This window comes from Candidatus Pelagibacter sp. (assembly GCF_052049575.1).
In the GTDB taxonomy this organism is placed as follows: Bacteria; Pseudomonadota; Alphaproteobacteria; order Pelagibacterales; family Pelagibacteraceae; genus Pelagibacter.
Genome location: NZ_JBNGZQ010000002.1, coordinates 187,643 through 213,164, shown reverse-complemented (window position 1 = coordinate 213,164; position 25,522 = coordinate 187,643). Strand labels below are relative to the sequence as shown.

Sequence of the window (25,522 nt, the reverse complement as noted above, 5' to 3'; positions counted from 1 at the left end):
AAAAATTGATCTTTAACCATTAATAATATCTAATATTGGGATGAGTACTGTTTCCCTCACATTAGATGAAATTTTTGATTTAGCTAAAAAGACTTTACTAGCTAATGGCTGTGATGATGAAACAGCATCTATTCTCTCTGATTTAATAAGAAATGCTGAAAGAGATGGATCTTTATCTCATGGTTTGTTTAGGTTGCCTGCATATGTGAGTGGTTTAAAAAGCGGAAAAATTAATGGTAAAGGAAAACCTGAGGTAAAAAAAATTTCAGCATCAGTAATAAAAGTTCAAGGGAATAATTGTTTAGCCCCTGTAGTTTTAAATAAAGGATTACCTGAATTAGCAAAAGCTGCAAAAGAAAATGGTGTTGCTGTCCTTTCAATTAACAATTCACATCATATGGCTGCGATGTGGCCAGAGACAGAAAAATTAGCAGAGGAAGGTCTAGTTGCTTTTGCTTGCACATCATACAAGCCTGCTGTAGCACCCGCTGGAGCTATCAAACCGTTGTTCGGAACAAATCCAATTTCTTTTGCATGGCCACGACCAGGAAAAAATCCTGTAGTTTACGATATGGCAACTGCATCAATGGCCATGGGTGAAGTTCAAGTTGCTAAAAGAGAAGGGCATAAAGTTCCACTTGGAACTGGTTTAACTAAAGATGGTAAAGAAACAACAGATCCAGGAGCAATAGCTGACGGAGGTGTATTACTTCCTTTTGGTGGATATAAAGGTTCTGCAATAGCAATGATGGTAGAATTAATGGCTGGCGCATTAGTTGGTGATAATTTTAGCTTTGAGACAGCTGCAAAAGATAATAATGACGGCGGACCTCCTAGTGGTGGAGAATTTATTCTTGCAATTTCGCCTGATAAAACTTCAGGAACCGATTGGCAGAAACACGCTGATGAATTTTTTAATAAAATGAAATCATTTGAAGGAGTTAGACTTCCAGGAGAGAGAAGACATAAAAATAGATTAGATAAGGGCCCTCGTCATATTAATGAAGAGCTGTTTAATAAAATAAAATCTTTAAGCTAAAGTAATTTCTATTGGTGTATGGTCTGAAGGTTTTTCACGGCCTCTTGGATCTTTATTAATATTAATTCCTTTAACTTGATCTATTAAAGAATTTGAGACTAAAAAGTGATCTATTCTCATTCCATTGTTTTTTTGCCATGCACCTCTCATGTAATCCCAAAAGGTATATCCCTCTTTAGTTTCATTAAAATGTCTATAAACATCATTAAAACCTAGATTAATCATTTCTCTTAATTTTTTTCTTATTTCCAATCTAAATAGAGCATCGTCCTCAAAGCTTTTTGGATTATAGACATCCTCGGCTGCAGGAATAATGTTAAAATCACCACCAAGAATTATATTTTGATTTTTTTTAGTTAAAGCTTTTAATTGTTTAATTAAATCATTAAGCCATTTTTTTTTGTAATCATATTTTTCGGTATCTACAGGGTTACCATTTGGCGTATAGATATTGATTAATTGAATATTTTTCTTTTTGTGTTCAAGTTCAGCTGAGATTATTCTTGATTGTTTTAGCTTATCTTTGATTAAGTCTGTTTTAACATTTTTTAATTTTCCTTTTGAGATAATCGCAACACCATTGTAACTCTTTTGACCAAATACATGACTTTCATAGTCCATTGAGGAAAAATCATCATAAGGAAAGTTCACATCCTCAGTTTTAATTTCCTGCATCATCACAACATCAGGTTTATATTTTAGAAGATAACTTTTAATATTTTCAATACGTGCTCGAACAGAATTTACATTCCACGAGGAAATAATCATTAAAGAGAAAACGAAACACCACAACCACAAGAAGATTTGGTTTGCGGATTAGTTATTTTGAATTGTTCACCAATTAATTCAGAAACATAGTCAATTTCTGATCCTTTTAATAAATCTGCAGATGTTTTATCTATCAATATATTTTCATAATTTAAATCATCGGCCGCTTTTTCTTTGTCAAAAGTAAATTCATATTGGAAGCCTGAGCAACCACCACCTTTGATAGCGATTCTAAAAAACGACCCTTTGTCTTTTTTAGACAGCAAAACATTGATCTGTTTTAGAGCCTTATCAGTAAATTTAATTTCTTTAATCATTATTGATCACTGGTATTACTAATATAATACTTAAATTTTAATTTTAAAGGATGAAAAAATACTCAAAGATTGCTCTTACCAAAAGCAAAGGAAGAATATTCAAAGAATCTGTATCAAAATATAGATCGCCATTTCAAAGAGATAGAGATCGAATAGTTCACAGCGCCTCATTTCGAAGGCTCAAACACAAGACACAAGTATTTGTAAATACAGAAGGTGATCATTACAGAACAAGATTAACCCATTCAATGGAAGTTGCTCAAATTGCACGATCTATTGCAAGATATCTTGAATTGAATGAAGATCTAGCTGAAACCTTAAGTTTGGCACATGATTTGGGTCACCCACCTTTTGGTCATGCTGGCGAGGACTCTCTTAATGAATGTATGGCGGATTATGGAGGCTTTGATCATAATTTACAAACTCTTCGTGTAGTTATGTTTTTAGAGAATAAATATCTTAAGTATAGTGGATTAAATCTTTCAATTGAAACGTTAGAGGGATTGCTTAAGCATAATGGTCCAGTTTATGAATTAGATTTAGTTGACAGTTTAATTGGAGTAAAAAGATTTAATCATAAGATTAATTTTCAGACTTATCCATCATTAGAGGCTCAAGTTTCAGCTATTTCAGATGATATAGCATATAACAATCATGATGTTCAAGATGGTATAAATGCAAATTTATTTAAACTAGAGGAGTTAATTGAAATTAACTTTTTTAAAGATATTTATAAAAGATATAAAAAAAAGATAAATAAACAAAACTATAAAATTGCAACATATCAGATTATAAGAGACTCTATTGATCAAATGATAAGAGATTTAGTTAAAAATACAAAAACTAATTTGAAGATTAATAAAATAAAAAATTATAAAGATATTACTAAAGCAAATTTAACAATGGTAGATTTTTCTGAAAAAGTCATAGACTCTGTAAATGAAATAAGATTCTTTTTAAAAACAAGGATGTATAATAATAAAACAGTTTTGAAAAAAAACGATAACGGTAAATTAATAATTAAAAAACTGTTTAACAAAATACAAAAAAACCCTAAAAAATTTATTTCAAAAAATCATCTCTCAAAGAATAAATACAGAGCAATTTCAGATTTTATATCAGGAATGACCGATAGATATGCAATTAACCTTCACAAAAATTTTAAATGAATATTTTCGAACAATATTTAAATAGAATAAAAGAAATCCTTTCAACACTCTCTTCGAACGGAGATTTAATTCTTCCAGACTCACTCAATGGGATAACTGCAGAAATTCCACCCTCAAAATTTGATAGTGATATTTCTACTAATGTAGCCATGGTTCTTTCTAAGATTAATAATAAATCTCCATCAGATCTGGCTTCAATTTTGGCAGAAAAAATTAAAAAAGAGGATAAATTTATTGAAGATATATCAATTGTAAAACCTGGTTTTATCAACATTAAATTTAAACCTATTTTTTGGACAAATTTTATTAAAGAGGTGATTAAAAATTCTAAATCTTTTGGGACAAATAAAAACATTAAAAGAAATTACCTAATAGAATTTGTATCTGCTAATCCAACAGGTCCTTTACATGTTGGTCATTGTAGAGGAGCAATATTAGGCGATGTGATGGCCAATCTCTTATTATTTAATAATAATAAAGTTACAAAAGAGTATTATATAAACGATTATGGTAATCAGATTATAAATTTTACAAAGTCAGTTTATTATAGAATAAGAGAGATTTCTTTTAATGAACCTTTTCCAATAGATAATGAAGATTTATATCCTGGAGACTATTTAATTGACTTTGCTCAAAACATTTTAAACTCAAATAAAAATATTGATTTTAAAAATTTTGACAAAATATCTACAGAATTAACTTCTTTAGCTATTAACGAGGCATTAAAATTAATCAAAAGTAATCTCAAAAGTCTTGGTATTAATCATGATAACTTTGTCAGTGAAAAAAAATTAGTTGAAAATCAAGAAGTGGAAAAAGTTGTTGAATTTCTTCAAAAAAACAAATTTGTTTATAAAGGAAAAATTAAAGCACCCGCGGGTGAAGATGATACTAATTGGGTTGAGCGCGAGCAGTTGCTTTTCCGATCAACTGATTTTGGAGATGACAAAGATAGAGCATTACAAAAATCTGATGGCGCTTGGACTTATTTTGCAAGTGATGTTGCATACCACAAAAATAAATTAGATAGAAAATTTGATAGGCTAATTAATATTTTAGGTGCAGATCATGCTGGTTATATAAAAAGAATTTCATCATCTGTCGAAGCTCTATCAAACTCTAAAGATAGATTAATTTGTAAAGTTAGCCAACTTGTTAAACTTATTAAAGATAAGAAACCCTTTAAAATGTCTAAAAGAAAAGGGGACTACATAACTATAAAAGATTTAATTAATGAGGTAGGAAAAGACGCAACAAGATTCATAATGCTAAATCGAAGTAGTGATGTTGAACTCGATTTTGATTTTGATAACGTTATAGAAAAATCAAAAGATAACCCACTTTATTACGTTCAATACTGTTATGCAAGAATATGTTCAGTATTTAGACATCTTGATAAAGATTTAAAATCAGATCTAGATAATACTAAGTACGATTTTGAATATTCCAAAGATGAAATAAAGATCATAAAAAAATTATCTGAATGGCCCAAGTGTATTGATGTATCTTGTAATAAGCTTGAGCCGCATAGAATACCGACTTATTTATATGAATTAGCATCTTTATTTCATTCATATTGGAATTTAGGTAAGGAAAATCCAGACAAAAGATTTATCAATGATCAAAAAAAAATAACGGATGATAAATTAATTTTTCTAAAAGCTATTTCCAATGTAGTAAAATCTGGGATGAATATAGTTGGAGTGTCTACGCCAGATAAAATGTGATGCTAAAAGAGATTAAATATTTAATATTTTTATTACTCATCGGTTTTTTTTTATTTTTTACAGCTAAGTATTATTTTTCAGATGAAAATAAAAAAAATTCTTTTAGATCTTTGAGTAATATTGACAAAAAAATTAATATTTATTCTGAAAAATTGCCAGTTTTAGAAAATGATACTAAAGATATCATTCAATATGTAGAGAAATCTAATAAAGATAAAAAGAAAAAATTTAATTTTTGGAAACTTCTAGATTAATGAATAATCGAAGATCTTTTATTATCGGTATTAAATCAACAAAACTTAACCTCAGAGAAAAGAATTTTCTTAGAAAATATAAGCCATGGGGAGTAATTTTATTTACTAGAAACATAAAAGATATTAAACAGGCAAAACAATTAACTACGTCTATACGTAAGATCTTTAATGACAATAAATATCCAATCTTGATTGATCAAGAAGGTGGTAGGGTAAACCGACTTAAAAATATTATATCTTTTGAAAATTTAACCTCTGAATTTTTTGGCAAAAAGTTCATAAAAAAACCTAAGGAATTTAATTTTTTCTATAAACTATTTATTGATAAAACTTCATATTTATTAAAATTGATAGGAGTTAATATTAATACTTGTCCTGTTTTAGATCTTAGAAAGAAAGGTTCATCATCAATTATTGGAGACAGATCTTTCTCTAGTAATCCCAAAATAGTTTCTAAAATTGGTGATTATTGCATTAACTATCACCATAATAATGGCGTAGGAACCGTTATTAAGCATATACCAGGACATGGTTTAGCAAAAGTTGATAGTCACAATTTTACACCCATAATTAGTAAAAATTTAGATTACTTACTAAAAAATGATTTTTTTCCTTTTAAAAGGAAAAATTCTTTTTTTGCAATGACAGCTCACATCATATTCAAAAAGATCGATTTAAAAAATACAGTAACGCACTCTAAAAAAATGATAAAATTGATAAGAAATAAAATAGGTTTTAAAAATATTCTGATTTCTGACGATATATCTATGAAAAGTTTAAAAGGTAAAATTAAAGAAAATACAATCAATGCGTTTAATGCTGGTTGTGATCTTGTTTTACATTGTAATGCTAAAGAAAATGAGATGGAAATTGTCGCTCAAAATTCACCTTTCATAAGCAAATTTGTAATAAAAAAAACATCACAATTTTACAAGATAATAAGTTAGTATTCGTTTATGACAGAAAATGATTCCTCACTTTTTAGTGTTGATATTGAAAATTATAACGGTCCATTAGATATATTGTTAGACCTTGCAAAATCTCAAAAGGTGAATTTAGAGAATATTTCTATTACAAAATTAGCAGATCAATTTCATGATTTTATAACAAACCAAAAAAATCTAAACTTAGAGTCTGCCTCTGAGTATTTACTTATGGCTACATGGCTTGCTTATTTGAAATCTAAACTTCTTTTACCAGGAACACCTGAGGAAGAATTTAAAGTCCAAGAAGTAGCAGAAAAACTAAAACTCCAACTTAAAAAATTAGAACTAATAAGATTATTATCAGAACAAATGTTAAAACGTAAAAGATTAGGGCGTGAAATTAGAACAAGAGGTGTAAGGGCAGGTATTAGACCCATCTATAATAGTGAAATTAAAGTAAATTTATTTGAATTACTAAAAACATATTCAACAATTATTATGACTAAAGATTTTCAAAAAATAAATATACCCAAACTTCCTGTTTTTACGACTGAAGAGGGGATTAAGACAATTAGAGATTTTTTTGGAAAACTAACTGATTGGAAAAAATTAGAGGACTTGATACCTAAAAATTTTAAGAGTGTTACAAAGTACAAAAAAACTGGTACAGCAGGTATTTTTGCAGGGTCACTTGAACTTGTCAAAGAAGGTAATTTAAAAATTAAACAAGAAAATTTATTTGATGATATTTTTATTAAGGAAAAATAATGAGTAAAAAAAAAACTAAAAAAGATAATGTTATTGATTTTCCTAATAAATTATCCTCAATTGAAAAAGAAATTGAAGCAATAGTTTTTGCAGCAGCTGAGCCTCTTGATATTGAAACTATAGAAAATAAGATTTCAAAAAAAACTAATGTTGAAAAAATTTTATTAAAATTACAAAACGAATACTCTAATCGAGGTATTAATTTAGTGTGTATCTCAAAAAAATGGTCATTTAGAACATCTCCAAATCTTTCTGAAATTATGAAACAAGAAAAAACTGTTGAAAAAAAATTATCAAGAGCAGCAATTGAAACACTTTCAATCATTGTTTATCATCAACCAGTAACGCGTGCTGAAATTGAGGAAATTAGAGGTGTTGCATTTGGTACAAATACTCTTGAAATTTTGATGGAGTTAAACTGGGTAAAACCAGGTGGTAGAAAAGATGTACCCGGAAAACCAATTCAATATGTTACGACTGATGATTTTTTAAGTCATTTTAATCTTCAAAAGTTATCCGATTTACCAACCGTTGATGAATTGGGAGCTGCTGGTCTTATCGATAGTACAAATATTGATAATGCAATTTTTGGGACTGGTAAATTTTATAAAGAGAAACAAGATGGTAAAAAAGAGGATATTTATTCGAATATTGATGAAATGCTAAGCAGCACTTTAGACTCTGAGGAGAAAAATAAGAATTCATAACCTAGGTTAAAAAAAGTCACTTTAAAATTGAGAGTAAAAGATATATAACTTTTCTATGAGCATAGGAATTTGGCAGATAGCAATTGTTGTTATACTTGTCGTGTTACTTTTTGGAAGAGGTAAGATTTCAAGTCTGATGGGAGATGTTGCTAAAGGAATTAAGAGCTTCAAAAAAGGTATGGCATCAGATGTTACTGATGACAACGAACCTAAAAATATTTCCGAAGATAATCAAGATAATAACAAAAAAGATTAAATCACATGCCTACTATTGGTTGGTTTGAGATTTTAATTATCGTAGCAATAGCTATTGTCGTTCTCGGACCAAAAGATTTTCCAATCATGTTAAAAAAAGTTGGCTCATGGATTGGTACAATTAAGAATTATATCAATAATGTTCAAAATGAAGTTTCAAATATTGATATTGAAAATGACAAAATAGAAAAAAAAGAAGAAAAAAAGCATGAGTCAGAATGATAAAGAAGGTGGTTTTGTAAGCCATTTAGCTGAACTAAGAAAAAGACTTATACATAGTTTTATTTTTCTAATTGTTTTTTTTATTGGATGTTATTTTTTTGCAGAACATTTATATGGTTTTTTAGTAGATCCTTTCGCCCAAGCCGTCAAAAACGATGGAACTGACAGACGATTAATATTTACTGCTCTCCAGGAAACTTTTTTAACATATCTAAAGATTTCTTTCTTTACAGCATTCTTTGTCACTTGCCCGTTTATACTGATGCAAATTTGGAAATTTATAGCACCTGGTTTATATAAACATGAAAAACATGCAATATTACCTTATCTAATATTAACTCCAGTACTTTTTTTTCTTGGAGGGATGTTAGTTTATTATTTGATAATGCCTTTAGCGATAAAGTTTTTTTTATCATTTGAAAGCACAGGTTTATCCACAAATTTACCGATACAACTTGAAGCAAAGGTAAATGAATATTTATCACTAGTCATGAAACTTATTTTCGCTTTTGGTATAAGTTTTCAATTACCTGTGGTCTTAAGTTTACTAGCAAGAATTGGTGTTGTTGATTCTGAATTTTTAAAAAAAAGAAGAAAATACGTTGTAGTTATAATTTTTGCAGCAGCAGCATTATTAACACCACCTGATCCTATAACCCAAATTGGTTTAGCAATTCCATTATTAATTTTATATGAATTATCAATTTTTTCTGTAAAGTTTATAGAGAATAAGAAATTTAAAGATTCTAATGCATAACTTAAAGGAAATAAGAAAAAATTTTGATGATTTTAAAAACGCTCTGAAAGGTAGATCTCTTAAGATAGATTTTAATGAACTTAAAGATTTAGATATCAAAAATAGAAATTTTATTCAAAAAAAAGAGTCTTTAGAAAATGAAAAGAAAGAAATTTCAAAATCTAAAGATGAAAAATTATTTAAAAAGTCAAAAGAAATTTCAAATGAAATAGACGAAATATCAAAACAGCAAAAAATAATAAAAGACCAACTAGATAAAATTTTATCATTTATCCCAAATATTCCTCATAAAGATGTTCCGAGTGGAAAAGATGAAAATGATAACGTAGAAATAATGAAATCAGGTCAAATACCAAATTTTGATTTTAAGCCCTTATCACATTATGAATTAGGTGAAAAACTTGGAATGCTTGATTTTGACCTTGCTACAAAAACTACTGGCTCACGGTTTGTATTCGTAAAAAATAAACTGGCATTACTAGAAAGAGCAATTTCAAATTTTATGTTAGATACGCACATATTAAAAAATGATTATGAGGAAATTTCACCACCTTTATTCGCTTCTGAAAGCACTATGTTTGGCACAGGTCAACTTCCTAAATTTGAAAATGATCAATTTGAAATCAAACTGGATGAGAATGGGGAAAGAAAGTTTTTGATACCTACTGCAGAAGTGATTTTAACTAATATTGTTAAAGATAAGATTATTAATCAAAAAGATCTACCAATGAGATTTGTTGCTTCTACACCATGCTTTAGAAAAGAGGCGGGTAGTTATGGCAAAGATACAAAAGGTATGATTAGACAGCATCAGTTTTACAAAGTTGAAATGGTTAGTATCGTCGAACAAGAAAAATGTCTTGAAGAACTTGAGAGAATGACGAAATGCGCAACATCAATTTTAGATCTATTAGAATTACCATACAGAAAAATGATCCTATGTAGTGGTGACATGGGATTTAGTGCTGAAAAAACTTATGACATTGAGGTTTGGTTACCTTCAGAGAAAAAATATAGAGAAATTTCTTCTTGTTCATCTTGTTCAACTTTTCAAGCTGTGAGAATGAAAGCAAGATATAAGAACCAGAAAAAAGAGACTCTTTATGTTGGTACTTTAAATGGGAGTGGTCTAGCTGTAGGCAGAACTTTAATAGCAGTTTTAGAAAATTATCAACAAAAAGATGGTTCCATAATAATTCCAAAAGTTTTAAGACCGTATATGGACAATTTGGAAAAAATTTCCGTCAAATAAAGTTGTTTTAACCTTTTAGATAGTATAAATATTCAAATTTAATTAAGGAGTTTTATGGATAGCGCAGGAATAGGACAATTTATACCATTAATTTTAATTTTTGTTATTTTTTATTTTTTCTTAATAAGACCGCAGCAAAAAAAAGTTAAAGAACATAAAGCCATGGTCGAGAGTTTAAAAAAAGGTGACAAAATTGTAACTTCTGGTGGTATTACAGGAACGATTTCAAGAGTTGTAGATAATGATAAAATAGAAGTAGAGATTGCTGACAATGTAACAGTTGAGGTGATTAGAGGTACTGGTGTTCAAAGTCTAATGAACTCTCAAGAAGTAAAAAAATAATTTTTTTTAATTTAAAGTGCTATATTTTTCAAAACTTAGAATTATTTTTATTACTTTAATTTCCCTATTTTTTATAATATTCGCTTTGTCGAACCTTTTTAATTTTGATAACAAAATATTGAATAAAAAAATTAATTTAGGTTTAGATCTGCAAGGTGGTTCTTATCTTTTGCTGGAGATCGACAATGATCCAGTAATCGAACAAAAACTTCAAAATCTAACAGTTACGATAAGAAATTTTTTTAAAGAAAAAAATATCAGAATTACTAATTTTCAACTTTTAAATCAGACTCTTATATTTACTTCAGATGAAAATTCAAAACAGACTATATTGGATGAATTTGCATCAGAAGAAAGTGAATTAAATCCTTATTATCAAAGATTTAAATCACATCAATTGGATATAGTTGAAGACGATAATTTTTTTAAGGTTTCTTTCTCTAAGCAAGGCATTGTTAATCTAAAAACATCATCTCAAGATCAAGCGCTAGAAATAGTTAGAAGAAGAATAGATGAAATCGGTACAAATGAACCCAATATTTTAAAAAGAGGTAATGACAGAATATTAGTTGAGTTACCAGGTTTAGATGATCCAATGAGAATAAAATCTTTACTTGGAAAAACTGCAAATTTAACATTTAGATTTGTTACGAATAACACTGAAGGTTCATTTGGAGCAGAAAAATTAGAATTCGAAGATGGTACCGAGGAAGCAATGGTTAGTAAAAGAATCATACTAAGTGGTGAAAATCTTCTAGATGCTCAACCAAGAATGGATGCAGAAAACAATGAGACTGTTGTGACTTTTTCTCTTGATAGGGTAGGAGCAAAAAGATTCGGTAAAGCAACATTAAATGGCGTTGGTAAAAGATTAGCTATCGTTTTGGATGGAAAAGTTATTAGTGCTCCAGTTATCAGAGATACTATTGCAACTGGGTCTGGTCAAATTAGTGGAGGATTCACATTTCAGTCAGCAACTGATCTTGCTTTACTTTTAAGATCAGGTGCGTTGCCTGCTCCACTAAATATTATTGAAGAAAGAACTGTTGGTCCAGATTTAGGACAGGACTCTATAAACGCAGGTATGATTGCTTTATTAATTGGTTTTATACTGGTCATACTATATATTTTTGTTAAATATAAAATTTTTGGAATTATCACTAATATCGCTTTAATATTAAATCTTTTTATATTAGTTGGGATACTAACTATTTTTGAAGCAACTTTAACTCTACCTGGTATAGCAGGAATAATTCTTACCGTGGGTATGGCTGTCGATGCTAATGTTCTAATTTTTGAAAGAATTAAAGAGGAGTTAAAGGGTGAAAAAAATAATTTAATAGCATTTGACAGCGGTTACACAAAATCCAGAACTGCTATACTAGATGCGAATATTACTACTTTATTAGCAGCGATCATTTTATTTTTTATGGGATCAGGTCCAATTAAGGGTTTTTCATTAACACTTGGAATAGGAATATTTACAACACTATTTACTGTGTATTTTATAGCAAGATTATTGACAGTTTTGTATGTATCAAAAAATAAAGAAAAAGAGGGACTGATTTAGATGATTGCCTTTAATAAATATTACAATAAATTTAATATCCTTTCAGTATCCTTAGTAATTGTATCTTTATTGTTACTTACATTTAAAGGTTTAAATTTTGGAATAGATTTTAAAGGTGGAACTCTCATTGAATTGAGATCTACAGATACTAAAATAAATGTTTCTTCATTAAGAGATAATTTAAATCAAATGAATTTGGGTGATGTATCTGTTAAAAACTTCGGCAATGAGACTGATTTTTTAATTAAGTTTGAAAATAATGAAAATAAAAACATAATTGAAGAAATTAAAAGGAATTTAGATAAATCATTCGGGAATAACTTCAATTTCAGACGAGTAGAAAACGTTGGCCCTAAAGTTAGTGCTGAATTATTAAGATCAGGTGTTATTGCAATATCTGTGGCTTTGTTTTTGATGCTTGTTTATATTTGGATAAGATTTGAGTGGCAATTTAGCTTAGGTGCCATAGTAGCTTTATTTCATGATGTGATTGTTACACTTGGTCTCTTTTCTTTATTAGGTCTTGAGATTAATCTTTCAATAATTGCAGCAGTACTAACAATAGTTGGTTATTCAATGAACGATACAGTTGTTATTTTTGATAGAGTCAGAGAGAATTTAAGAAAATATTCAGATATAAAAATTTTTGAATTAACAAATATCTCTATAAATGAAACTTTATCTCGAACTTTGATTACTTCTGTAACAACTTTATTAGCCTTACTCTCAATATTCTTTTTTGGTGGTGAAGTTTTAAGAGGTTTCTCTTTAGCTATGATTTTCGGAGTAATCTTTGGTACTTATTCATCGATTTATATTGCAAATACAGTTCTAGTAAGACTCAATGTGTCTCAAAAAACAGTCCTAAGAGAAGATAAAAATTAATATAAATTTTGAGCAGCCACCATTGAAAGTAGCATTGGTAAGGATAATAAAGTATTTGTTCTTGAAAACAACATTGCTGTTTTAGCTGATTTTGCTTTTACCTCAGGTTCGCATTCTATTATACCTAACGCTTTTTTCTGATTAGGCCAAATTACAAACCATACGTTAAAAGCCATAATAACGCCCAGCCACATCCCGATTCCAATAGCAGTATGTTTTGGCACCCCTGAGCCTATACTAAAAGTCATAGCATCGTGAAGATATCCATTTAACCATGCTAGTATAAAACCTGATAAAATTGTAAGTGCTGCTGCCCATCTAAAATAAAAAAGAGCAGCTGGAGCAATAACTTTTCCTATTGCTGGTTTTTGTTCATCTGGAATTTTACCCATGTTTGGAATCTGTACAAAATTAAAGTACCACAAAAGACCTATCCACATTATAGCTACTACGACGTGAAAAAATCTCGTCAACCATGACCAGAATAGTCTATCAAAACTAAATCCGTCATTTTGATAGAATAATCCAAAAAAAACAATCACAGCTAAGGCTAGCGAAGCGTGTATTGTTCTTGGCAGAGAAGCTAGTAATTTATCCATATCTAAATATACTGATTTTGATTAAGTTTAACAATGATTTTTTCTTAGTTTAAAAGTGGTTTCAAAAATTTTCCAGTATAACTTTCATTAATTTTACAAATTTCTTCTGGCTTTCCCTCTGCGATAATTTTTCCACCTTTGACACCACCTTCTGGGCCCATATCAACAATATAATCAGCTGTTTTTATTACATCCAAATTGTGTTCAATCACAACAACGGTATTTCCTAGAGCTACAAATGTATGAAGAATTTCAAGTAATTTTTTTATATCATGTTGATGTAAACCAGTAGTTGGTTCATCTAGTATGTACATTGTTCTTCCTGTAGATCTTTTTGATAACTCTTTAGCTAACTTAATTCTTTGAGCTTCACCACCCGATAGAGTTGTAGCTTGTTGTCCAATTTTAATATACCCCAAACCAACCTTTTTTAAGGTTAGTAATTTTGTTTTGATATTAGATATATTTTCAAAATATTCACATCCTTCATCTACAGTCATATTCAAAACATCAGCAATACTTTTATCTTTAAACTTAATTTCTAGAGTTTCCCTGTTGTATCTAGTGCCTTTACACTCATCACATTGAATATAAACATCTGGCAAAAAGTGCATTTCATAAGTAATGACCCCGTCTCCTTCACATGCTTCACATCTACCACCTTTGACATTAAATGAAAATCTTCCAGGTTTATAACCTCTAGACTTTGACTCAGGTAATCCAGTAAACCAATCTCTTATAGGACCAAAAGCACCTGTATAGGTTGCTGGATTAGATCTAGGAGTTCTGCCGATAGGTGATTGGTCAATATCAATTATCTTATCAACTAATTCTGTTCCCTTAAAACCTTTAAAGGGTTTTGGAATTTTTCTTGATTTGTTGTTATTTAGTGTAAGATTTAAAGCGTTGTACAGAGTCTGTAATACAAGAGTAGATTTTCCGCTACCTGATACTCCTGTTACACAAGTTAAGCTTCCTAGTGGAATTTTAAGGTTTACATTATTAAGATTATTTCCGGTTGCACCCGTAATTTCTAAAAACCTTCCATTCTTAGCTAATCTTCTTTTTGATGGTACATTTATTTTAAATTTTTTTGATAGATATTTCCCAGTTATGCTACTTTGGTTTTGACTTATTTCTTTTATTGAGCCTGCCGCAACAACTTCACCACCTTTGTTACCAGCCTCTGGTCCAAGATCAATTATATGATCTGCATTCTCCATTGTTTCAGTATCGTGTTCAACTACTATAACTGTATTGCCTAAATCTCTTAATCTTTTTAGGGCATTAATAAGCTTAACATTATCTTTTTGATGAAGACCTATTGATGGTTCATCTAAAACATATAAAACACCTGTTAAACCAGAACCGATTTGCGATGCTAGTCTTATTCTTTGTGCTTCACCACCAGATAAAGTTCCAGACTCTCTTGAGAGAGTTAAATAATCAAGACCAACATTTAGTAAAAAATTTAATCTTTCGTTAATTTCTTTTAAGATATGTTCTGCGATTTTAACTTGTCTTTTGTCTAAATTATTCTTTAAATTATCAAACCATATTGCAGCATCTGAAATTGATTTTTCTGTAACCTCACTAATGTGAAGACCATCAATTTTTACACATAATGCCTCATCTTTTAACCTATGACCATTACATCTTTCACATTTAGTATCAGATTGATATTGAGCAATTTCCTCTCTTTTCCAATCGCTATCTGTTTCTAGGTATCTTCGTTCTAGGTTGTTTATTACACCTTCAAAAGTTTTTTTATGTGAATATTTCTCGTAACCATCGTCATATGTAAATTTTATTTCTTCATCATCAGATCCATAAAGGATAATATCTTTAATTTTTTTTGGTAATTTTGACCATTTTTCTTCTAAAGAAAATCCATAATGCTTAGCCAAAGAACTTAATGTTTGAGCATAATATAATGTTGTTGTTTTTGCCCATGGTTCAATCGCACCATCAACTATACTTTTTTTCTCATTTGGTATAACTAAATTTGGATCAACATTAAGTTTTATTCCGATACCTTCACATTCTTCACACGCACCAAATGGACTATTGAAAGAAAATAATCTTGGTTCAATTTCTTCGATAGTAAATCCACTTTCAGGACATGCAAATTTTGTTGAAAAAATCAACTTTTCTGTTTTTCTGAATTTTTTTGGTAAAGTTTCATCTTCATATTCAACAAACAAGAGCCCATTAGCTAATTGTATTGAAGTCTCTATACCTTCTGCGAGTCGATTTCCTAAAGATGAGTTTAGAACTATTCTATCAACAAGTATTGAGATATCATGTTTAATTTTCTTATTTAATTCCGGAACTTTTTCAATATCATATAAAACATCATCAATTTTGATTTTTCTAAAACCTCTTTTTTTATAATTCAAAATTTCTTTTCTATATTCACCTTTTCTTCCTCTAACTACAGGAGCATAAAGATAAATAGTTGATTTTTTTGGTAATTTTTTAATCTTATCTACTATTTGACTAACTGTTTGTGACTCGATTGGTTTACCAGTGAAAGGTGAATATGGAATACCAGCTCTAGCATACAACACTCTCATATAATCATAAATTTCAGTAACTGTTGCAACTGTAGATCTAGGATTTTTTGAAGTATTTTTTTGCTCTATTGATATTGCAGGACTTAATCCCTCGATAAGATCTACATTTGGCTTTTTCATTTTATCTAAAAATTGTCTCGCATACGCGGATAAACTTTCGACATATCTTCTTTGACCTTCTGCATAAATTGTATCAAACGCTAATGAGGATTTTCCTGACCCAGATAGTCCAGTAATTACAATAAATTTATCCTTTGGAATTTCTAAAGATATATTTTTTAAATTATGTTCTTTTGCACCCTTTATAACTATCTTTTTAATCATAATTTTTGTTGCTTTGGTCTAATAAAATTAATATTCAGAGTAAAATTGTGATATAAATTAATTAACTAATAAAATAAATATTAAAATATTATGGCTGGAAGTTTAAATAAAGTACTTTTAATTGGTCGTTTAGGCGCAGATCCTGAAATTAAGCAAATGGTTAATGGAAAAAGCGTTGCAAGATTAAGTCTTGCAACAAGTCAATCATGGAAAGATAAAAATACAGGTGAAAAAAAAGAAAAAACTGAATGGCACCGTATAGTTGTATTTAATGAGGGTTTGGTAAATGTTGTTCAACAATATCTTAAAAAAGGTGCTCAAGTTTATGTTGAGGGTCAAATTTCAACAAGAAAATGGAAGGATGAACAATCAGGACAAGACAAATATTCAACTGAAGTAGTTATACAAGGTTATAATTCATCTTTAACTATGCTTGGAGGTGGAAATTCAGGTGGTGGTATAGCTAATGATAATTCACAAGCATCAAATAATACTGAGGATTTATCTCAAGTACAAAATGATATGGACGACGATATTCCATTCTAATCATTATGGAAAAAAACGAAGTTTCTAAAGATAAAAATATAAAGTTAATTTCAATGCATGATGAGATGAGTTCATCTTATCTATCGTATGCAATGAGTGTAATTGTTAGTAGAGCTCTTCCAGACGTTAGAGATGGTTTAAAACCTGTACATAGAAGAATATTATATGCAATGTATAAGGGTGGTTATGACTGGTCAAAACAATTTAGAAAATCTGCAAGAATAGTTGGAGATGTAATTGGTAAATATCATCCGCATGGTGATCAATCAGTTTATGACGCTCTCGTTCGTATGGTCCAAGATTTTTCAATGAGCTTACCTCTCGTGGATGGTCAAGGAAATTTTGGATCAATAGATGGTGATCCAGCAGCCGCTATGAGATATACGGAAACTAGATTATCAAAAGTCTCACAATTTTTAATCGATGATATTGAAAAAAATACAATTGATTTTAAAAGTAATTATGATGAAACAGAAAAAGAGCCATCTGTATTACCTGCGCAGTTTCCAAATTTATTAGTAAATGGAGCAGGGGGTATCGCAGTTGGTATGGCTACAAGTATTCCACCTCATAATTTAGGAGAGATTATTAATGGCACATTAGCTTTAATTGATAATAAAGATATAAAAATTAAAGATTTAATGAAGCACATACCTGGACCTGATTTTCCTACAGGAGGTGTAATTATTGGTAAAGATATTATTAAACAGGGTTATAACAAAGGTAGAGGTTCTTTTAAAATCAGAGGTGAAATATCAAACGAAACTCTTAAAAATGGTAGAGATAGATTAGTTATAAATTCTATTCCTTATCAAGTTAATAAATCTGTGTTGAATGAGAGAATAGCACAATTAGTCAGAGAAAAGAAAATAGAAGGTATTAGAGATATACGAGATGAGTCCAACAGAGAAGGTATCAGAGTTTCAATAGATTTACGAACAGGCGTTGAACCTGAGACTGTCAAAAGACAATTATACAAAAATACTCAAATAGAAAGTTCATTTGGGTTTAATACTCTTGCAATAGTAGATGGAAAGCCAAAGACTTGTAATCTTAAAGAATTTTTAGAGAATTTTTTAGAATTTAGAGAAGACGTTGTACTAAAGAAAACAAAATTTGATCTCAATAAAGCAGAAGATAGAGCACATATTTTAATTGGTTTATCCGTATCTGTTGAAAATTTAGATAAAGTAATAAAGATTATAAGAGGTTCAAAAACTCCAGATGACGCAAAAAAATCTTTATTAAATACTAAATGGAAAATTAATAAATCAAAAAAAATGGTTTCATTGATAGAGAGCAAAAATTCAAAAAGTTTATATAATTTATCAGTTGTTCAAGTTGAAGCTATATTAGAATTAAGATTACAAAAATTAACAGCACTTGGTATTAATGAAATTGAAGTTGAAATAAAAAAACTATCTGAATTAATTTCTTCATTAAAAAAAATCATATCTTCAAAAAAAGAATTATTAAAAGTAATCAGTAATGAACTTAAGGAAATAAAAGAAAGATACGCAACACCAAGAAGAACAAAAATTATTGATGCAGTGCTAAATTATGACATTGAAGAAACAATACAAAAAGAAACTGTTCTTATAACTGTTACCTTACAAGGTTATATAAAAAGAGGATCACTTAAAACTGTAAAGATTCAAAAAAGAGGAGGTAAAGGTAAAACTGGTATCACAACTAGAAATGAAGACTCTGTAGTTCAAACTCTATCAGTTAATACCCATACTTCTGTTCTATTTTTTTCTACTGAAGGTCTTGTTTATAAAGTAAAAGCATGGAAAATCCCCGAAGGTTCAGCATCATCAAAAGGGAAATCTCTATTCAATATTTTGCCACTTAAAAATCATCAATCAATAAGTTCAATTATGCCATTTCCTGAAAGTGATGAAGATCCAAGTAAATATCACATTGTTTTTGCAACTTCACAAGGCAAGGTTAGAAAGAATAGTTTAGAAGATTTTGCTTCAATTAATACATCAGGAAAAATAGCAATGAAGCTAGATACTAATGATAAAATAATTGGAGTAAAGATATGTAAAGATGATCAAGATATAATCTTGAGCACAAAATTTGGAAAATGTATTAGATTTGAGTCAAAAAAGTTAAGAATATTTAAGGGTAGATCATCGAAAGGTATTAAGGGGATAGAATTAACATCTAACGATGAAATAGTCTCTTTATCAATTATTGATAATAATAAGTTAAAGAAAAATGGAAAAAATACAAAAGATGATAGGTCTGAATTGGCAGCAAAACAAAAATTTATTTTATCTATTAGTGAAAATGGTTTTGGTAAAAAAACCTCACATTATGATTACAGAACAACAAATAGAGGTGGTAAAGGAATTATTGGAATTATTAATTCACCGAGAAATGGGAATATTGCATCATCGTTCCCTGTATATGAGGGAGACGAAATAATGATTTCAACAAACAAGGGTAGAGTGATAAGACTAGCAGTTAAAGAAATTAGAACGGCAGGAAGAAATACACAAGGAGTAAGAATAATTAAGTTATCTGGTGATGAAAAAGTGGTTTCAGCAATTAAAATTGATGATAATTTAATATAATGTCTAAGACAGCCATCTATCCAGGTACTTTTGATCCAATTACTTTTGGTCATATTGATGTAATAAAAAAGGCACTAAAATTATTTGATAAAATTGTTGTAGCTGTATCAGACGGTGAAAATAAAGATTATCTTTTTGATTCTGAAGAAAGGTTAGAAATTGTGAGAAACGCTCTTTTTAAAGATCTAAAAATGAATAAAAAAAAAATAATTTTGATTTCGTTTAAGTCATTAACAACAAACCTTTGTAAAAAATACAAATCAAATATTATATTGAGAGGTTTAAGAGCAGTATCAGATTTTGAATATGAGTTTCAACTTGCCGGTATGAACAGAAAATTAAATAATAATATTGAAACATTATTTTTGATGTCAGATGTTGAAAATCAGATTATTTCTTCAAAATTTGTTAAAGAAATTGTTAAACTTGATGGAGATATAAAAAAATTTACAACTAAGAGCACTATTAAAGCTTTAAAGGAAAAATATGATTAAATTTTTTATAAAGATATTAATTATTTTTTTATTTACAATTAATCAATCGTTAACAGAGGAGAATATGATGATTTTAAAATTAAAAGATGGTGATGTGAAAATAGAATTATTTTCAGATACAGCACCCAATCATGTCAAAAGAATAAAAGAATTGGCTGATGGTGGCAAGTATGACAACGTGGTATTTCACAGAGTTATTGATGGCTTCATGGCACAAACAGGTGATGTTAAATTTGGTAACTCAAATTCAGATGATTTTGACTTAAGAAGAGCTGGAATGGGTGGGTCAGATTTACCTGACCTTAAACAAGAATTTAGTAATCTTCCTCATGATCGAGGGACATTGTCTATGGCTAGATCATCAGATCCTAATAGTGCTAATAGTCAATTCTTTATATGTTTTAAACCAGCACCATTTCTTGATAATCAATATACTGTTTTTGGAAAAGTTATCGAAGGAATGGAATTTGTTGATAAGATCAAAAGAGGCGATGAAAATAATAATGGTGCAGTAACAGATCCTGATAAAATTATTAGTTTCAAATCTTTGTAAAATTCTGATTTCAATTGAAAAAATTTGAATTTAAAGTTCTAAAAAAAAATAAATTTGCAAGACTTGGTTTAATTCAAACCCATAGAGGTAACATTGAAACACCAGTCTTTATGCCTGTGGGGACTCAAGCTACAGTAAAAGCCTGTACAATTGATGATATAAAGAAAACAGGATCACAAATTATTTTATCTAATACTTATCATTTGATGATTAGACCAGGTATAAAAAGAATTGAACATGCTGGTGGACTTCATGAGTTTATGAATTGTGATCTTCCAATTCTTACAGACTCGGGTGGCTTTCAAGTGATGTCATTGTCAAAATTAAATAAAATAGATAAAGAAAAAGGTGCAATTTTTAATTCACACATTGATGGTAAAAAGTTTTATCTTAGTCCTGAAGAAAGTATAAGAATTCAATTAGGACTTAATTCAGATATTGTAATGGTTATGGATGAGTGTCCAAAAAAAACAAATGATTATCAAACTATAGATAAATCTATGAATTTGTCCTTGTATTGGGCAGAAAGATCTAAGAAAGCTTTTGGTCATAACCCTCATAAAGCTTTATTTGGCATTGTTCAAGGAGGTTTATTTAAAGATTTGAGACAAAAATCATTAGAAGGACTTTTGGAAATTGGATTTGATGGTTATGCATTAGGTGGTCTTGCTGTAGGAGAAACTCAAGATGAAATGTTCACAGTTTTAGACAACATTAAAAAACATTTGCCCCACGATAAACCTCACTATTTAATGGGTGTTGGTACTCCAAATGATATCTTGGGTGCTGTCAAAAGAGGTGTTGACATGTTCGATTGTGTTCTTCCAACTAGATCAGGTAGAACTGGACTTGCTTTTACTTGGCAGGGCAGAGTAAATATTAAAAATAACAAATATCAAAATGATAATACTCCTCTAGACCCAGAGTGTAAAAATCTAAATCTAAATAAATATTCAAAAAATTATCTAAATCACTTGTTCAATACAAATGAAATTCTTGGATCTATGTTGTTGACATTGCACAATATAAATTTCTATCAAGAATTAATGAGAGCGATAAGAGAAAATATCCAAAATGACACATTTGATACTTTTCATGATAAATACATAGATAAGTTGTAGATAGTTGAGTTATTTTTCTAAATTCGTGTTTGAAATATTTAGATTATTCTATATATAGATTTCATTCTAAGGTGAATATGGGCCGTTAGCTCAGTTGGTAGAGCAATTCCCTTTTAAGGAATGGGTCGATGGTTCGAGTCCATCACGGCTCACCATATTTAAGCAATTGGTGGGTATTTGATAATTATCTCGTTTAACCAAGTTTGTATATTTTTAATTCTACTGTCAGATGAAGGATGAGTGCTCATAAATTGAGGAGGTTCTTTACCTTTATTTGCCTCCTTCATCCTCTCCCATATTTTTTCAGTTTCTCTAATATCATAACCAGACAAAGAAGAAAAAATCATACCTAGATAATCAGCTTCACTTTCCTGTTTTCTGTTGAAAGGATTCATTATACCAATCGAGGAAATAAGACCAACGGTATCCATACCAGTTGATCTATTAATTTGACTTAAAGCTCCTCCACTAAAAATATCAATGATGGTAGTGCTTGTTTTAACAAGAACTCCACGACTCGCTCTTTCAACAGAGTGTTTTGCAACAGCATGAGCAATTTCATGACCCATAACAGCAGCTAACCCATTTGTATTTTTTGTAATTTTAAGCATACCACTATAAACAGCAATTTTACCTCCTGGCATACACCAAGCATTTTTGACCTTATCATTATCGATTAAGATATATTCCCACTTAAAGTTAGTAGTTGGATCTGGGAGATTTGATTTATCAAAATAAATTGATATCGCATCTTCCATTCTTTTTCCAATTTCTTTAATTTCATTAATGGATTTTGTATCTTTGATTAATTTTTCTTTTTCTTTTACTTTTTCATAAATTTGAGCAGCTTGAGCATTTAATTTTGCTTCTGGAATCAGCTTTAATTGTTTTCTATCTGTGATAGGAGCGGTAGTACAAGAATTAATTACGAAACCACAACAACCACAACCTACATAAGTTAAAAATTTTCTTCTATTCATTTTGTAAGACATTGATATTATATATAATAATGAATCTAAATAATAAAATATTATTAATATTATTCATAATAGCAATAGCTTTTGTGATATTTTCGAGTTTTAGATAATGGCAAAACAGAAGAAAAAAAAATCAATTAGTTTAATTCTCAGAAATTATTTTATTACTGGTGTTGTAGTTTTAATACCTATTGGTTTCACTTTATATCTCAGTAAAATATTAATTGGAATTTCGTCTAAAGTAATTCCAGAAAATATAAATCCAAATAGCTATCTACCATTTGAAATTCCTGGATTAGAAATAATACTTTCAATAATTTTTATTACCATCGTTGGAGGTTTATCTCTATCTTTCTTGGGTAAAAGAATTCTTAAAGTTATCGATGACCTATTTAAAAGAATTCCAGTTTTAAGAACAATTTACTCTGCAATAGTTCAAATGACAGAAACATTCTCTAATAAAGACCAGAAGGATAAAAAAAGTGTTGTTTTGATTGAGTATCCTAGAAAAGGTGTTTGGGCAGTTGGTTTTGCAACAAAAGAAAATAAAGGTGAGATGGCTGAGAAAACTAACAAGAAGTTGATTAACGTTTTTGTTCCAACAACACCAAACCCCACAAGTGGTTTCTTACTTATGTTCCCAATTGATGAAGTTATATATCTTAATATGACTTTTGAAGAAGCTTCCAAATTTATTGTATCCGCTGGAACATCAACAGGTAAGAATTAAGCAATATCATTAATTATATCAGCTCTATCATATAATTTAATTAATGGTTTAAATTTACTTATATCCTCATTATTATTTTCAATTCTTTTAATTTCTTTTTCAGCTAAAATAAAAAGATCATAATTATGAACTGGGTCAGCTAACTTAAAGTTTTTTATTCCACTTTGTTTAAAACCTAAAATGTCTCCAAATCCTCTCAATTTCATATCTTCCTCTGATATTCTAAAACCATCATTAGAGTCTTTAAGTATATTAATTCTTTTTTTTGCATTATCACTTAAATTTGACTTAAACATTAAAATGCATGAAGATTCTTTACTGCCTCTTCCAACTCTACCTCTCAGTTGATGTAGTTGAGATAAACCGAATTTATTTGCATTTTCAATTATAATTACGTTTGCGTTTGGAAAATCTATGCCAACCTCAATTATAGTAGTTGAAACCAAAATCTTAAACTCATTTTTTAAGAATTTGTTTAAGATCATTTCTTTTTCCTCAGTTGTGGTTTTACCGTGAAGGAGAAAAACTTGTTTAGGAAAGAGTTTATTTAAATATTCCGATTTTTTAACTGCAGAAGAATGATCAAGTTTTTTCGACTCTTCAATTAAAGGGCATACCCAAAATATTTGATTACCTAGTTTGATTTCTTTTTTTATAAATTTTATTACGTCATCAATTTTATTTTCAGGTTTACTATAAGTTTTTACGGGTTTGCGAATATTCGGTTTTTCACGAATAATTGAAAGATCCATATCGCCATAAATTGTCATTGTTAAAGTACGTGGAATTGGTGTAGCAGTCATTAAAAGAACATCACAATCTTTTCCAGCTTTATCAGATAACCTCTTCCTTTGATTTACTCCAAATTTATGTTGTTCATCTATTATTATTAATCCAAGTTTTTTAAATTCCACTTTTTTTTGAAAAAGCGCATGTGTTCCAAAAATTATATCAATTTGTTTACTGGATAATTTATTGAGAATTACTTTCTTATCTTTGTAAGAAGATTTTCCTGAAATTAATTCAATCTTAATATTTCTGGAAAATAGTTTTTTAGCTAAAAGAAAATGCTGTCTAGCTAGTATTTCAGTCGGTGCCATTACTGCTACCTGAAAGCCTGAATTAATTGTATTAAATGCAGAAAGCAAAGATACAATTGTTTTTCCACTACCTACATCACCCTGAAGCAATCTAAACATTTTATTTTCGGAGCATAAATCTTTATTTATTTCACTTAATGTTTTATTTTGGTCATTTGTTAATGAGAAGTTAAGCTTAGATATAACCTCGTTTTGTTTTTTTATATTAAAGTTTTTTTTTGTTTTTTTTATTCTTTTTATTTTTTTTCTTATTTCTGAGTTTACCAAAAATGTTGAGAAAATTTCATCATAAGCAAGTCTTTGGTAAAAATTTTCTTTAAATTTACCAATATTTTCTGGCTCATGTAATTTTTTGATAGAGTCATTCCAACCTATATTTTTGAATTTTTTCAATATATCTTTTGAATGCCATTCTTCAATTTCAGGTAAATTATTTATTATTTGTAAAATTATCTTATTATAAACTTTTTCACTGATACCCTCAGTTAATGAATAACTATTGTGCTTTTGTTTAATTATTGAAGAGTCCTCTGAAATATATTTTGGATTTGTTAATTGATATTTATTTCTAAAATATTTGATTTTGCCACTAATTGTTACCTCTTTGCCAATGGGTAATATTTTTTTGATATACCCTTCATAACTGTTAAAAAAAACACAATCTATCTCACCAGTGTCATCTTTGCATAAAACTCTATTCGGTAAGTTTCTAACTCTTGGGAATGAATATTTAAGAGGTATTACGGTTATCGTCTGAATTTCATCTATTTTTAAATCTTTTATTTTAGATGATAAACTCCTATCAGTGTAAGATTTTGGTAATTTCCATAATAAATCAAAAATAGTATTTACCTTTTTTCTCTTTAATAAATTTGAAGTTTTGGTTCCTACACCTTTTACTAAACTGAGATCAGACAATAAATACTCATAATTTCTTTTCATATCTATAAACTGATATT

The 25,522-nt window shown here is 29.1% G+C and carries 26 protein-coding genes and 1 tRNA gene; 21 read left to right on the top strand and 6 right to left on the bottom strand.

Translation table 11 applies throughout. The features are described from left to right. Positions 1-40 precede the first annotated feature (40 nt). Positions 41-1,039: an Ldh family oxidoreductase gene (locus ACTT9C_RS04690; protein WP_440923345.1), complete on the top strand. Its 999-nt coding sequence runs from the start codon at positions 41-43 to the stop codon at positions 1,037-1,039. Here the strand turns inward: ACTT9C_RS04690 and xth are convergent. Next, positions 1,031-1,807 (bottom strand): exodeoxyribonuclease III, encoded by a 777-nt coding sequence (gene xth, locus ACTT9C_RS04685; protein ID WP_440923344.1) that lies wholly within the window; start codon positions 1,805-1,807, stop codon positions 1,031-1,033. The genes ACTT9C_RS04690 and xth overlap by 9 nt on opposite strands. Beyond that, on the bottom strand, positions 1,807-2,124 hold the full coding sequence (locus ACTT9C_RS04680) for a HesB/IscA family protein (protein WP_085147820.1): 318 nt from the start codon (positions 2,122-2,124) through the stop codon (positions 1,807-1,809). Before ACTT9C_RS04680 ends, xth begins: the two co-directional genes overlap by 1 nt. Before the next feature lie 50 nt (positions 2,125-2,174). Here ACTT9C_RS04680 and ACTT9C_RS04675 point away from each other — a divergent pair, with 50 nt between their 5' ends. Genes ACTT9C_RS04675 through secF form a run of 13 tightly spaced genes read left to right on the top strand, consistent with a single transcriptional unit; the run spans position 2,175 to position 12,958 of the window. Next, complete coding sequence (locus tag ACTT9C_RS04675; protein ID WP_440923343.1) at positions 2,175-3,293, top strand: deoxyguanosinetriphosphate triphosphohydrolase; 1,119 nt, start codon at positions 2,175-2,177, stop codon at positions 3,291-3,293. Beyond that, positions 3,290-5,020 carry an arginine--tRNA ligase gene (gene argS / locus ACTT9C_RS04670; RefSeq protein ID WP_440923342.1) on the top strand — a complete coding sequence of 577 codons (1,731 nt, stop codon included), beginning with the start codon at positions 3,290-3,292 and terminating at the stop codon, positions 5,018-5,020. Before ACTT9C_RS04675 ends, argS begins: the two co-directional genes overlap by 4 nt. Then, positions 5,020-5,274, top strand: coding sequence for a hypothetical protein (locus ACTT9C_RS04665; protein WP_440923341.1), 255 nt, complete (start codon positions 5,020-5,022; stop codon positions 5,272-5,274). The genes argS and ACTT9C_RS04665 overlap by 1 nt, the downstream gene beginning before the upstream one ends. After that, positions 5,274-6,221, top strand: a complete 948-nt coding sequence (locus tag ACTT9C_RS04660; RefSeq protein ID WP_440923340.1) for a glycoside hydrolase family 3 N-terminal domain-containing protein — start codon at positions 5,274-5,276, stop codon at positions 6,219-6,221. The genes ACTT9C_RS04665 and ACTT9C_RS04660 overlap by 1 nt, the downstream gene beginning before the upstream one ends. A gap of 9 nt (positions 6,222-6,230) precedes the next feature. Further along, positions 6,231-6,968 carry a segregation and condensation protein A gene (locus ACTT9C_RS04655; RefSeq protein WP_440923339.1) on the top strand — a complete coding sequence of 246 codons (738 nt, stop codon included), beginning with the start codon at positions 6,231-6,233 and terminating at the stop codon, positions 6,966-6,968. After that, the gene (gene scpB, locus ACTT9C_RS04650) at positions 6,968-7,675 is read left to right on the top strand and encodes an SMC-Scp complex subunit ScpB (RefSeq protein WP_440923338.1); all 708 of its coding nucleotides are present in this window, start codon (positions 6,968-6,970) and stop codon (positions 7,673-7,675) included. The genes ACTT9C_RS04655 and scpB overlap by 1 nt, the downstream gene beginning before the upstream one ends. A gap of 55 nt (positions 7,676-7,730) precedes the next feature. Continuing rightward, complete coding sequence (tatA, locus tag ACTT9C_RS04645; protein ID WP_085147837.1) at positions 7,731-7,931, top strand: twin-arginine translocase TatA/TatE family subunit; 201 nt, start codon at positions 7,731-7,733, stop codon at positions 7,929-7,931. A 5-nt stretch (positions 7,932-7,936) separates the two neighbouring features. Continuing rightward, positions 7,937-8,152 carry a Sec-independent protein translocase protein TatB gene (gene tatB, locus ACTT9C_RS04640; protein WP_440923337.1) on the top strand — a complete coding sequence of 72 codons (216 nt, stop codon included), beginning with the start codon at positions 7,937-7,939 and terminating at the stop codon, positions 8,150-8,152. Further along, positions 8,139-8,909 carry a twin-arginine translocase subunit TatC gene (tatC, locus tag ACTT9C_RS04635; RefSeq protein ID WP_440923336.1) on the top strand — a complete coding sequence of 257 codons (771 nt, stop codon included), beginning with the start codon at positions 8,139-8,141 and terminating at the stop codon, positions 8,907-8,909. Before tatB ends, tatC begins: the two co-directional genes overlap by 14 nt. Then, positions 8,902-10,161 (top strand): serine--tRNA ligase, encoded by a 1,260-nt coding sequence (gene serS / locus ACTT9C_RS04630; protein WP_440923335.1) that lies wholly within the window; start codon positions 8,902-8,904, stop codon positions 10,159-10,161. The genes tatC and serS overlap by 8 nt, the downstream gene beginning before the upstream one ends. 54 nt (positions 10,162-10,215) lie before the next feature. Further along, positions 10,216-10,503, top strand: coding sequence for a preprotein translocase subunit YajC (gene yajC / locus ACTT9C_RS04625; protein ID WP_440923334.1), 288 nt, complete (start codon positions 10,216-10,218; stop codon positions 10,501-10,503). Positions 10,504-10,519: 16 nt separating this feature from the next. Continuing rightward, positions 10,520-12,073 (top strand): protein translocase subunit SecD, encoded by a 1,554-nt coding sequence (gene secD / locus ACTT9C_RS04620; protein ID WP_440923333.1) that lies wholly within the window; start codon positions 10,520-10,522, stop codon positions 12,071-12,073. After that, positions 12,074-12,958: a protein translocase subunit SecF gene (gene secF, locus ACTT9C_RS04615; protein ID WP_440923332.1), complete on the top strand. Its 885-nt coding sequence runs from the start codon at positions 12,074-12,076 to the stop codon at positions 12,956-12,958. Here the strand turns inward: secF and ACTT9C_RS04610 are convergent. Next, positions 12,955-13,557, bottom strand: a complete 603-nt coding sequence (locus ACTT9C_RS04610; protein ID WP_440923331.1) for a urate hydroxylase PuuD — start codon at positions 13,555-13,557, stop codon at positions 12,955-12,957. The two genes, secF and ACTT9C_RS04610, sit on opposite strands and share 4 nt — an antisense overlap. A gap of 44 nt (positions 13,558-13,601) precedes the next feature. Then, a complete protein-coding gene (gene uvrA, locus ACTT9C_RS04605) occupies positions 13,602-16,457 on the bottom strand; it encodes an excinuclease ABC subunit UvrA (RefSeq protein WP_440923330.1) in 2,856 nt (951 codons plus the stop codon). Between the two features lie 90 nt (positions 16,458-16,547). On the opposite strand from uvrA, the gene ssb reads away from it, so the two are divergent. From ssb to ACTT9C_RS04575, 6 genes are all read left to right on the top strand, one after another. Beyond that, positions 16,548-17,003 carry a single-stranded DNA-binding protein gene (gene ssb / locus ACTT9C_RS04600; RefSeq protein ID WP_440923329.1) on the top strand — a complete coding sequence of 152 codons (456 nt, stop codon included), beginning with the start codon at positions 16,548-16,550 and terminating at the stop codon, positions 17,001-17,003. Positions 17,004-17,008: 5 nt separating this feature from the next. Beyond that, entirely contained in the window at positions 17,009-19,588 is a 2,580-nt protein-coding gene (gyrA, locus tag ACTT9C_RS04595) for a DNA gyrase subunit A (RefSeq protein ID WP_440923328.1), read from the top strand. Continuing rightward, entirely contained in the window at positions 19,588-20,082 is a 495-nt protein-coding gene (coaD, locus tag ACTT9C_RS04590) for a pantetheine-phosphate adenylyltransferase (RefSeq protein ID WP_440923327.1), read from the top strand. Before gyrA ends, coaD begins: the two co-directional genes overlap by 1 nt. Further along, the gene (locus tag ACTT9C_RS04585; protein ID WP_440923326.1) at positions 20,075-20,635 is read left to right on the top strand and encodes a peptidylprolyl isomerase; all 561 of its coding nucleotides are present in this window, start codon (positions 20,075-20,077) and stop codon (positions 20,633-20,635) included. The genes coaD and ACTT9C_RS04585 overlap by 8 nt, the downstream gene beginning before the upstream one ends. Positions 20,636-20,649: 14 nt before the next feature. Beyond that, complete coding sequence (tgt, locus tag ACTT9C_RS04580) at positions 20,650-21,756, top strand: tRNA guanosine(34) transglycosylase Tgt (protein ID WP_440923325.1); 1,107 nt, start codon at positions 20,650-20,652, stop codon at positions 21,754-21,756. A gap of 79 nt (positions 21,757-21,835) precedes the next feature. Next, positions 21,836-21,911 (top strand) — tRNA-Lys (locus ACTT9C_RS04575). A gap of 3 nt (positions 21,912-21,914) precedes the next feature. Here the strand turns inward: ACTT9C_RS04575 and ACTT9C_RS04570 are convergent. Beyond that, positions 21,915-22,736: a M48 family metallopeptidase gene (locus tag ACTT9C_RS04570; protein ID WP_440923324.1), complete on the bottom strand. Its 822-nt coding sequence runs from the start codon at positions 22,734-22,736 to the stop codon at positions 21,915-21,917. A 106-nt stretch (positions 22,737-22,842) separates the two neighbouring features. Between ACTT9C_RS04570 and ACTT9C_RS04565 the strand changes: the two genes are divergently transcribed. After that, positions 22,843-23,463, top strand: coding sequence for a DUF502 domain-containing protein (locus ACTT9C_RS04565; protein WP_440923323.1), 621 nt, complete (start codon positions 22,843-22,845; stop codon positions 23,461-23,463). On the opposite strand, the gene recG is transcribed toward ACTT9C_RS04565, so the two are convergent. Next, on the bottom strand, positions 23,460-25,511 hold the full coding sequence (gene recG / locus ACTT9C_RS04560) for an ATP-dependent DNA helicase RecG (protein WP_440923669.1): 2,052 nt from the start codon (positions 25,509-25,511) through the stop codon (positions 23,460-23,462). The genes ACTT9C_RS04565 and recG overlap by 4 nt on opposite strands. Between the last annotated feature and the right edge of the window lie 11 nt (positions 25,512-25,522).

Bases quoted from the DNA above. Each gene is read 5' to 3' on its own strand.
- uvrA (WP_440923330.1), bottom strand. From the start codon at position 16,457: ATGATTAAAAAGATAGTTATAAAGGGTGCAAAAGAACATAATTTAAAA.
- ACTT9C_RS04690 (WP_440923345.1), top strand. From the start codon at position 41: ATGAGTACTGTTTCCCTCACATTAGATGAAATTTTTGATTTAGCTAAA.
- ACTT9C_RS04610 (WP_440923331.1), bottom strand. From the start codon at position 13,557: ATGGATAAATTACTAGCTTCTCTGCCAAGAACAATACACGCTTCGCTA.
- xth (WP_440923344.1), bottom strand. From the start codon at position 1,807: ATGATTATTTCCTCGTGGAATGTAAATTCTGTTCGAGCACGTATTGAA.
- ACTT9C_RS04675 (WP_440923343.1), top strand. From the start codon at position 2,175: ATGAAAAAATACTCAAAGATTGCTCTTACCAAAAGCAAAGGAAGAATA.
- ssb (WP_440923329.1), top strand. From the start codon at position 16,548: ATGGCTGGAAGTTTAAATAAAGTACTTTTAATTGGTCGTTTAGGCGCA.
- serS (WP_440923335.1), top strand. From the start codon at position 8,902: ATGCATAACTTAAAGGAAATAAGAAAAAATTTTGATGATTTTAAAAAC.
- tatA (WP_085147837.1), top strand. From the start codon at position 7,731: ATGAGCATAGGAATTTGGCAGATAGCAATTGTTGTTATACTTGTCGTG.
- ACTT9C_RS04570 (WP_440923324.1), bottom strand. From the start codon at position 22,736: ATGAATAGAAGAAAATTTTTAACTTATGTAGGTTGTGGTTGTTGTGGT.
- tatB (WP_440923337.1), top strand. From the start codon at position 7,937: ATGCCTACTATTGGTTGGTTTGAGATTTTAATTATCGTAGCAATAGCT.
- ACTT9C_RS04680 (WP_085147820.1), bottom strand. From the start codon at position 2,124: ATGATTAAAGAAATTAAATTTACTGATAAGGCTCTAAAACAGATCAAT.
- secF (WP_440923332.1), top strand. From the start codon at position 12,074: ATGATTGCCTTTAATAAATATTACAATAAATTTAATATCCTTTCAGTA.
- ACTT9C_RS04655 (WP_440923339.1), top strand. From the start codon at position 6,231: ATGACAGAAAATGATTCCTCACTTTTTAGTGTTGATATTGAAAATTAT.
- ACTT9C_RS04665 (WP_440923341.1), top strand. From the start codon at position 5,020: ATGCTAAAAGAGATTAAATATTTAATATTTTTATTACTCATCGGTTTT.
- ACTT9C_RS04660 (WP_440923340.1), top strand. From the start codon at position 5,274: ATGAATAATCGAAGATCTTTTATTATCGGTATTAAATCAACAAAACTT.
- ACTT9C_RS04585 (WP_440923326.1), top strand. From the start codon at position 20,075: ATGATTAAATTTTTTATAAAGATATTAATTATTTTTTTATTTACAATT.
- argS (WP_440923342.1), top strand. From the start codon at position 3,290: ATGAATATTTTCGAACAATATTTAAATAGAATAAAAGAAATCCTTTCA.
- tatC (WP_440923336.1), top strand. From the start codon at position 8,139: ATGAGTCAGAATGATAAAGAAGGTGGTTTTGTAAGCCATTTAGCTGAA.
- scpB (WP_440923338.1), top strand. From the start codon at position 6,968: ATGAGTAAAAAAAAAACTAAAAAAGATAATGTTATTGATTTTCCTAAT.
- ACTT9C_RS04565 (WP_440923323.1), top strand. From the start codon at position 22,843: ATGGCAAAACAGAAGAAAAAAAAATCAATTAGTTTAATTCTCAGAAAT.
- gyrA (WP_440923328.1), top strand. From the start codon at position 17,009: ATGGAAAAAAACGAAGTTTCTAAAGATAAAAATATAAAGTTAATTTCA.
- coaD (WP_440923327.1), top strand. From the start codon at position 19,588: ATGTCTAAGACAGCCATCTATCCAGGTACTTTTGATCCAATTACTTTT.
- yajC (WP_440923334.1), top strand. From the start codon at position 10,216: ATGGATAGCGCAGGAATAGGACAATTTATACCATTAATTTTAATTTTT.